The organism is Sulfitobacter sp. 1A13496, assembly GCF_043557225.1.
Lineage (GTDB): Bacteria > Pseudomonadota > Alphaproteobacteria > Rhodobacterales > Rhodobacteraceae > Sulfitobacter > Sulfitobacter faviae.
In genome coordinates this window covers 1-8,471 of sequence record NZ_JBIFFP010000017.1, presented here as the reverse complement: position 1 = coordinate 8,471, position 8,471 = coordinate 1, and the positions used below count along the sequence as shown (strand labels likewise).

Here is an 8,471-nt window from a genome sequence, read left to right as displayed (position 1 = left end):
GTCGGTCTTTGAGCAACCTCAGACTACGAAGAAACGCGGTGGCCGCCAGCCCGGCCGCGCGCTGCGCTAAGCCAATGGCTTCGCGCGCGGCCTCCTACACCACGGGGTGGGGCACTACCATGTTTCTGCCCACATCTGGGACAGACCAAAGTGGCATCCACCCAGCTTTCACCATCCGCTTGGTAAAAACCATGGCCTAGTATCCAACAAATAGGGCGAAGCAGCCAGCTCTTTGCCCCTCGCGTGCGATCAGCTTCTTTCCAAGTTAGCCGGGCCACAATCTTCTCCCAAAATCAATCCAGCCTCGACACACTGAGAGCGCAGCACCAAATCGTCACGGGCTTACCCCCTCATTCAACGCCAACCTTCGCCCGATCTGCAAGCGCTCGGATCACAAGTGCTGCATCAGACATAATGCATCCAGCCAGACGGGGAGTGGATGAGATGTCCCTTATCCCCATCTGCTCAAGGCACTCTAGCACTTCTGATAGCATTTCGGGGTCCAATGGGGCTTCCCCAAGGGTCATCTCTTTATATTTTGGCACCTTGTCGTTCCTAGATGCTTTGGAATCAATACTGCGGGCCCAAAGAGGAACAGGTCACAAGCCTCTGCGGGCATAGTCCCAGATGGGCTTCAGTTCCCCCTTGGCTCGCTAAAAATTAAACTTGTATATTAGAGCCAGACAAAAAGTACTCGAACAACCCGTCAAAGAAGTGAACAAATGAAGTATATTGCTCTTGCGGCCATACTCCTAATTTCCGCCTGCACTCCCTATAAAAAAGGAGAGCTTCCAATGATGTATGATCCAGAAACCGATGAGATGCGGCCTTGCGGCCACATCGGGATGCTCGGTGACTGCAAACACTACATGTGATGCCAAAAGCGCCAGATCAGATGGGCCGTCCTTCAAACTGCCCATTTCCGGTGCACACAATGATGTTGCCATTCTTCAAGGCCCGGACAAAAGCGCCCTGAACTTGGATGTACTTGCTAACTAAAATTGTTCGAACCATGGGAACCCCCTCCAAGGTAAAGGAGTTCAACCTATAGCCCCCGGTCCGATTTCAGTAAAGCCATTCCGCCTGCCAAAGCCGTGCGCTTAGAGGCCTAAACCAGCCTCCAAGCACACCTCTCTATCTCGTTTAGGCAAACCAATTAGAGCCAAAGTTAACCCTTTGCCCCCTGCCCGCGCGCATAAACATCTTCGTAACGAATGATGTCATCCTCCCCCAGATAGCTGCCGGTTTGTACCTCGATCAAAACCATCGGGACCTTGCCAGGGTTCTCCATACGGTGCGTTGCGCCCAACGGAATGTAGACAGACTCGTTTTCGCTTACGAGCTTCACCTCATCTCCAATGGTCACCCTTGCCGTACCCTCCACGACGATCCAGTGTTCCGAGCGATGATGATGGCTTTGCAAGCTCAAGGCCGCACCCGGGTGCACTGAAATCTTTTTAACTTGGAAGCGGCCGCCCACAACAAGGCTCTGGAACCAGCCCCAAGGCCGATAATCGCGCGGCAGCGTTTCCGCCTGCGCCACCCCTTTGGCCTTCAATGCAGCCACCGCTTTCTTAACGTCCTGAGCCCGATCTTTATGCGCGACCAGCACCGCGTCAGGCATCGCCACCGCAATGATGTCCTTCAGGCCAATACCAACCAGTTGTTGTTGTGGGTCCTCCGCGCGCAACAGGGTATCGTGACAATCAATCGCCGTCGCCGACGATGTTGTCACCACACCCGTTTCATCCGGTCCAGCCTCACGCCAAACAGCGTCCCAGCCGCCCAAATCAGACCAAGCGCCGCTGTAAGGAACCACGGTCAGGTTCTCAGCTTTTTCCATGATCGCATAGTCAATTGAATCATCGGCAACTTGTGCCCAAGCCTCCGGTGCCAGTCGCGTAAAGCCAAGATCCTGCTCAGACTGCTCCACTGAGAGACGCACTTGCGCGAGCATTTCAGGGGCATGGGCCTCAAAAGCAGCGATGATCGCTTTGACCGAAAATAGGAAAATACCTGCATTCCACAGATACTGTCCCCCCTTAAACATGACTTCCGCCGTCGCGAGATCAGGCTTTTCGACAAAACCCTTAAGCGGCTGCGGCACGGCATCAAAATCTGCGCTTGGTTGGCTCATCTCAAGCCACCCATAGCCCGTCTCTGGGCGGTCCGGGCGGATACCGAATGTAACAAGCTGACCGTCCTGCGCGGCAGAAGTCGCAGCCTGCACCGCCGCTCGGAAGGCTGCCGCGTCGGGGATCACATGATCTGACGGCGCAACCAACATCAGTGCCTCGGGAGCCCTGGCCTCCAGACTTAAAGCCGCGGCCAAGATTGCTGGCGCCGTATTGCGCCCCTCAGGCTCAATCAGAATGCCCGCAGGCGCAATCTCAACAGCCGCCAGTTGTTCGGTAACAACAAAACGAAAGTCAGCCCCCGTCAGGATCACCGGGGGCGCAAACCCCTCTCCGCTCAGCCGCTGCGCAGACGCTTGGAACAGGCTGCTGTCCCCCATCAACTTTGCGAACTGCTTTGGATAGCTCTTGCGCGATAGCGGCCAAAGCCGCGTCCCCGAGCCGCCAGCCAAAAGGATCGGGTGAACAACATGAGGCATAAAAATATCCTTGTGGGTCAAAAATGGACGGCATTCTGGTGTGCTCTTACCAGACCATAGATCTGGCACCCCAACACTTCCAGTGCGATCCAAATCATCGTGGGAATCTTAATGGGTCGCGACAGAGGCACCGGGAATACCACCCCAGTGGCGCAGCGTGAAGATACGCCCAACTTCATCGTTGATGCATCGGTGTTGGCTTCCGGTCGCCGAAAGCTTGCGGGGCAGGGCTACAGACAATTTTCAGGCGCCAGTAGGCACGTGCAAGCTGGCCGACCTCAAACGTCAAATTTCTCTGCCAACCCGATGGCGCACTCGGCACAGAAATTAGGGGAGCTTTGGCAGACCTGCATCTTTGAGAATGCTGTTGGCCGTGTGTTTGCTGAGCATATTTCGCGGCACCGTCAAAGTAGGCCGGCTCTTATGCTTCCATTTTTCGTGGGATCCTTTCCCACCTTTTTTCATTTTATAGCCAGCAGATGCAAGCAACTCAACAACGTCGTTATAAAAGCCCTTGACCATTACGCAGCGGCAAACGAACCGTGACTTGGCGGCTGAAAGATAATGGACGATACCATATCAATCAGCGACTTCTTGGCTAAGTCTTGCTTGGTAACATGGTTATCCAACACCATCTGCGGCGCTAAATCTTCCATCAGTTCAATGAACTCGGCAATCGTAGCGGCCTCAATGTGGAGGCCTACGATGTCCGATTCAGAGTAGAACACCTTCGCGTCTTCATCCCACAAAGCTTTGACATAAAAGCGCATTTACAGTTCCTCGTCATAAGCTTTAGCCTTCTGCGCAGGCTGATCCAGAGCCAACATTACCTTTGACTCCTCGTTATGATATGGCGTGATGCAATCACTTAGACAAGACTTCACTAAAAAATGTGAACACCAATCATTCTACTGCCCATGAACCCAGGCACACATTCGTTTGGCCACAGCGCCCGAATAAACTGGCCTTTGTCCTGCCCCGCGGCTCTAATCCCCTCGCCCCGTCCATAACACAATGACCGCGCAGATGAGCACCCCTACTGTACTTTCTGTGCCCCAAAGCGCGCAACGCAGGACTGATGGAGTAGCCGCCCCCCGACCATAAATCTGGTCCCCAACACTTCCAGTGCGATCCAAATCATCGTGGGAATCTCAAGGAAAGATTAAACAGTCCGCGGCACTCAACAGCGGCCTTGGAGGGCTGTTTTTGTCCACGACGGGCGCTCAGAATCCAACTTTCCTTCCCAGAGCGGGGCTGGACGCATAGCAGGCACAAGCGCAAATGGATCACGACAATAACGCGCTATGAAACGCTGTATATCTTCGTCCGCCCCTGCAGCGACATGCTCCCACGCCACCTCGCCAGAGAAGACGTTACCGCCAAACTTTGCGTAAGACCTCTCCAAGCGCAGCAAAGCGGAGGCTCCAACATCCTCAAAAACCAACAACCGCGGGATATAGCCTGAGGCGTAGCTTTCAGAGGCCGCAAGCAAAGTATCCTTCCACCTCCAGCTCTTGATAAACGCTTCCGTTGCAGAGCTCCTAAACTGATAAACGTAAGGCCTTCGCAGACCCGACAGCATAGGCTCATCTTGCTCTCTTCTTGGAAGAGGTGCCGCGACGGGCAAAGCGTCACACCCCAGTGCGATCATCGCAATAGTCGCCTGCAGCCTTTGTATCTCGCTTCGCATCTGCTCTTTGAAATTCTCAGGTGAGAGTAGCCCATCCTTACCTGCACCCAACCATAGATTCAGTGCAGCTGCTTGGGATTTGAACTCTCGCACGGCATGCAAACAAAAGAGCAGCTCATCATAGCTTTCAATCTCGCAGCGCGCTTCTGCAGCCAAAGCGCGCCAGTCCACCCCGGCTAAAGGTTTCGAGAACCAGTTTGGTGGGATATCCCTCAGAGCCTGCTCAGGACGCGCTTGTTCGGGCAGATGCCGCAACTGCTTTGGCGCCAAAAACTCCGCCTCCATCACAGCGACCAGATGTATCAATGTGTGATTAGCCCTATCGCGCATTGCTTTCGCATCTGCTGTCTCAGCACCGCGGTGCGCACGATAGTTCTCCATAGCAACTTCCTTTGCTCGCTCAGCCGATCAACAAGGGGGCACACTTTTAGAACGATACACCCAAACGGTTAGGTGGCCGCAACCCGTACTGAACACTCGTAGCAATGGTTTATTGCTTGGCACTCTGGCAGGGGTTTATGGGGCGCGCATCGACCAATCAGCAGTTTTAGCGGAGAACTTTCCCTGGAATTAAGACGCCGTAAAAGAGGAGCTTCTTCTGGCCAAGATATCTGCCCGACCGACTGGCTTTCTCCAATCCACCGAACCGAAGGAGCTTTTTGCTTTATTAAACCGAAACATACCAAGCTGCGCTCTGCGCGCGGGTGATGGGAAGCTACATTCGGCAGCCGAAACATATTCGCAACTTGAAGCGCACTGACATCAGGTGTATATCGTTAGTGCATAATGATGCTGGAGGCCTCATGAGCAATCTGACAATAAGACTGCACCCTGATGAAAAAGCACAACTAAAAGCGTGGGCAGCTGCCCGAGGCACAAGCACGACCGATTATATCAAAACCCTTGTTGCCGCGGATATGGCGGCTGGAAGCCCTCAAAAGCGCGCTGCTGCATGGTTCCGCGAGAATGAAGTTGCGATTGCCGATGAAGCAGAGCAGATCAAAAGCAGCGGCGTCCCAGGCGCTCATTTGGCCCTAAACCACCCAGGGCCCGATGCAGAAATTTGACATCTTCGAAATCGCTGGTGATCTCTACCTGGTTGTTCAAGCCGATCATTTACTAGATCTAAACACAGTCGTCCTTTTGCCGGTCTTGCCAAACGACGAGCTTCCGCCACTGTCGAAGCTCACCGTTGATACAAAAATTGCGAGTAGCGCTTTTCGCATTCGAACCCACATGCCACTCACCGTCGAGGCCAATCGAATACGCCACCTTGACCCAGTCCATCAGCTTTCTGCGGAAGAGGGACACAAGGTGATGGATGGTCTCTATGCGATTCTTTGGGGGCTATAAATAACCCCTTCGCATTCAGGCGGCGCCGAAAATGCGCGCCGTTTCGGTTTGATGGTCCGTGTCAAGTGCAAGGCGCAGGCCGCCTCCGAATGACCGCGATTTGAGCAAGCTTGCTAATAGGTAGCCTTCCGCACGCCCTCTTCATCGAGCGGATAGGCGGCTGTCGAGCGGTATGGCCGCGAACGTCCGCAGTCCGCTGTTTCTTTGACGCACGTTGCGGATAAGTCGCCCATTTCATAATGTGATCTTATGCAAAAAGGTACCTGGCCCAGTGTTTAAAAAGATCGCGAATTTCTACTCTCAAAGTCTTAGGATCGATCTGGTTCCTGCCAGTCTCCTTGCTGAGCTCAGCCCTGACAATGAAACCTACCGCTTTGCGGCAGAAAGAGGCGACTTCGTGGTCTGCGTTGCACAAGGGGAACCTCAAGAAAGCGTATATATTGCACTTGCAGAACAAATCTTTTCTCAGCTTTCTGAAGCACAAGACTTATTTGAACGCTTACACGCCGCACATCCCGCGGCCGCATTCTTTGACTTCGTTGCCGACCCTGCTGGAGGTGAGGCTTTTAAAAAATATCAATAAGCTTTAAGGTCTTAATTTCCCCACATTCCCCTATTAAGCGAGCGGCCGGGAGCGAGGGAATGAACATATTTTCGAACAAGCGCGCGTCGGGTGGGCGGCCCCTCCGCGCGATCATCACAGGCGCATTTATGGCCTCGATGACATTTACCATAGGGCACCACTTGGCAGCATTAGATAAAGCCTATGCTGTACAAACTACTGCCGCTCCAGTGACTGTGGCGCAAGCTGACACCCAGGATATGCCCGCGGCCGTCACACCCCCGGTACGCCTCGCCAGCCTCAGCTGCTCAGGATCGCATTTCCCCTTTTAAACATATGCATACTCGCCATCCCTCCCGGCCATGCGGAGCCATGCTTTTGCGCTGACCCTCTAATTCAGCCAAGAGGCATCCGGCGGCGCACAGCTATATAAAAATGCCCCCTGCGCGGTCATCACGTAGAAATTGTATTCTTTTTTAGGCGCAATGCGCTTATGCTGGTCAATATTAAACGTTGAGATTTTACGAGTGAATTTCCAAACCCAGTCCGTGCCCCTGACGCCTGTTCAAGAGGCTATGGTGGCCGCATCTTCAAAGCGGCCATGGTTATATCTTGAACAAATTGTCTGCCACCTTGCTCAAGAATGCTTGAACCCCGACATCCTTGTGGCGGCGTTTCAAAGTCTCGTTGAACAGTCTCCCGTCCTCCGGCTGGCGATACATTCACGGGGAGCAGCACCTCCAGCACAGCATATAGCGACGCCTCAAGATGTGGCCGTCGAAACGCTCGATTGGGCTCCTGTCTCACCGGATGATATACGCCAACAGCTTCAAACATTTCTGGAAACTGACCGCGCCAAAGGCTGCCCGCTCGACGCAGCCCCCTGCTTTCGGCTCACCCTAATACGGACCGGGCCGACCTCCAGTATCTTAGTTTGGTCTTTCCCGCACGCTTTGCTCGACGGGCGCAGCTTCGCTCCTCTATTGGCTCAGGCCTTTACCAACTATGAGGCCATAGAGGTCGGGCGTCCTTCGCCTATTGCGCCTGAGGTTTCAAACGACGCCTTCTTGCATCACTGCGCTATATCGGAAGCTTTGGATCATGCCGCGGGAGAAGCTTATTTTGCCCGAACCCTTGATGACTGGGAGGGTGACACGGGCCTCATTGATTTTCGCCAAGAGCCAGGTCGTAAAGAGACACTGATCCAGCAGTTAACTACGCACGAAACAAAAGCTCTGGTTTCCTTGGCAAAAGCCACGGGTGTGACCCTCAGCACAGTGGTTTGCGCAGCTTGGGGCATTGTGCTTGCGCGATTTACAGGCCGCGCGGATGCTGTCTTTGGCATGACTCTCAGCGGAAGACACCTGCTTGAGAACACCAAAACTGCCCTTGGGTGCTTCATCGTTACGGTCCCTTTTCGCGTTAAGCTGGACCAAGACCTATCCATCGGCACGCTCTTGCGTAGCGTCCGCAAAGGTCAGCTTGAGATACGCCCCTTTGAACATACACCGCTCGCAGGTTTGCGGCGTCTTACGAATGTTCCACCAGGCAAACCATTGCTTGAATCTTCGCTAATGTTCGAGACAGCCTCTCTTGATGTGCGCATGCAAGACTATGGCGACGCATGGCAACACCGCCGCGTGGAGCTGCATGAAGAGGATGACCTTCCCCTTACTGTCGCGGCCTATCAAGATGAGGCGTTGCGGCTCGAGGTGGAGTATGACGGCAAACAGGTGCCCCAAGCCCCTCGCCTGGCCCGCTACTTAAAGAACCTGCTCTGCGAGCTGGCGCATGCCCCCCCGACAACACAGTTGGCCCAGCTCTCCATGCTCGATGAAGGCGAGAGGCAGCGTCTCGAATTCCTCGCCAGCGCAACAGATACAAGAGTATCTGAGCCCTGTTGCATCACCGCCTTTGAACGACAAGCAACTCACTGGCCTGACCGCATGGCTTTAGAGCGGATTGGGGGCGGCAAACTAACCTACGGCGAGCTTGATGCAGCAGCCAATGCGCTCGCCCAACGTCTTATAGATCGGGGGATCGCTCACGGCGATGTGGTTGGCATCTGCGCCACACGCAGCCCGGCCTTCGTGGTGGCCATTCTCGCGATTTGGAAAGCAGGCGCGGCCTTGGGACTGTCCTGAATTTTGTGCTCTGGCGTGGTAACTGCTCTATAAGGAGACCCACGTATGAGCATCGACAAAAAGCTATTAGACCAACTGATGGAAGGCCGGTCCTCTGGCGACCTATTC

At 54.2% G+C, this 8,471-nt stretch carries 8 protein-coding genes; 4 read left to right on the top strand and 4 right to left on the bottom strand.

The window, feature by feature from the left end:
- Positions 1-1,168 precede the first annotated feature (1,168 nt).
- From ACGYLX_RS18835 to ACGYLX_RS18820, 4 genes are all read right to left on the bottom strand, one after another.
- Positions 1,169-2,614, bottom strand: a complete 1,446-nt coding sequence (locus tag ACGYLX_RS18835; protein WP_394403775.1) for a mannose-1-phosphate guanylyltransferase/mannose-6-phosphate isomerase — start codon at positions 2,612-2,614, stop codon at positions 1,169-1,171.
- Positions 2,615-2,941: 327 nt separating this feature from the next.
- The gene (locus ACGYLX_RS18830; protein ID WP_394403772.1) at positions 2,942-3,136 is read right to left on the bottom strand and encodes a type II toxin-antitoxin system HicA family toxin; all 195 of its coding nucleotides are present in this window, start codon (positions 3,134-3,136) and stop codon (positions 2,942-2,944) included.
- Positions 3,136-3,384: a DUF1902 domain-containing protein gene (locus ACGYLX_RS18825; RefSeq protein ID WP_322346583.1), complete on the bottom strand. Its 249-nt coding sequence runs from the start codon at positions 3,382-3,384 to the stop codon at positions 3,136-3,138. The genes ACGYLX_RS18830 and ACGYLX_RS18825 overlap by 1 nt, the downstream gene beginning before the upstream one ends.
- Before the next feature lie 410 nt (positions 3,385-3,794).
- Positions 3,795-4,685 (bottom strand): hypothetical protein, encoded by an 891-nt coding sequence (locus ACGYLX_RS18820; protein WP_394451241.1) that lies wholly within the window; start codon positions 4,683-4,685, stop codon positions 3,795-3,797.
- Positions 4,686-5,107: 422 nt separating this feature from the next.
- On the opposite strand from ACGYLX_RS18820, the gene ACGYLX_RS18815 reads away from it, so the two are divergent.
- The 4 genes from ACGYLX_RS18815 to ACGYLX_RS18800 all read left to right on the top strand — a co-directional run bounded on the left by ACGYLX_RS18815 (position 5,108) and on the right by ACGYLX_RS18800 (position 8,363).
- A complete protein-coding gene (locus ACGYLX_RS18815; RefSeq protein ID WP_394451239.1) occupies positions 5,108-5,371 on the top strand; it encodes a hypothetical protein in 264 nt (87 codons plus the stop codon).
- Positions 5,358-5,657 (top strand): CcdB family protein, encoded by a 300-nt coding sequence (locus ACGYLX_RS18810; RefSeq protein WP_322346589.1) that lies wholly within the window; start codon positions 5,358-5,360, stop codon positions 5,655-5,657. Before ACGYLX_RS18815 ends, ACGYLX_RS18810 begins: the two co-directional genes overlap by 14 nt.
- Before the next feature lie 271 nt (positions 5,658-5,928).
- Positions 5,929-6,240: a hypothetical protein gene (locus tag ACGYLX_RS18805; protein WP_394451238.1), complete on the top strand. Its 312-nt coding sequence runs from the start codon at positions 5,929-5,931 to the stop codon at positions 6,238-6,240.
- Positions 6,241-6,746: 506 nt separating this feature from the next.
- On the top strand, positions 6,747-8,363 hold the full coding sequence (locus tag ACGYLX_RS18800; protein WP_394451236.1) for a condensation domain-containing protein: 1,617 nt from the start codon (positions 6,747-6,749) through the stop codon (positions 8,361-8,363).
- Positions 8,364-8,471 lie beyond the last annotated feature (108 nt).

Excerpts from the sequence above, each read along its gene's own strand:
- ACGYLX_RS18825 (WP_322346583.1), bottom strand. The coding sequence starts at position 3,384 with ATGCGCTTTTATGTCAAAGCTTTGTGGGATGAAGACGCGAAGGTGTTC.
- ACGYLX_RS18810 (WP_322346589.1), top strand. The coding sequence starts at position 5,358 with ATGCAGAAATTTGACATCTTCGAAATCGCTGGTGATCTCTACCTGGTT.
- ACGYLX_RS18815 (WP_394451239.1), top strand. The coding sequence starts at position 5,108 with ATGAGCAATCTGACAATAAGACTGCACCCTGATGAAAAAGCACAACTA.
- ACGYLX_RS18820 (WP_394451241.1), bottom strand. The coding sequence starts at position 4,685 with ATGGAGAACTATCGTGCGCACCGCGGTGCTGAGACAGCAGATGCGAAA.
- ACGYLX_RS18830 (WP_394403772.1), bottom strand. The coding sequence starts at position 3,136 with ATGGTCAAGGGCTTTTATAACGACGTTGTTGAGTTGCTTGCATCTGCT.
- ACGYLX_RS18835 (WP_394403775.1), bottom strand. The coding sequence starts at position 2,614 with ATGCCTCATGTTGTTCACCCGATCCTTTTGGCTGGCGGCTCGGGGACG.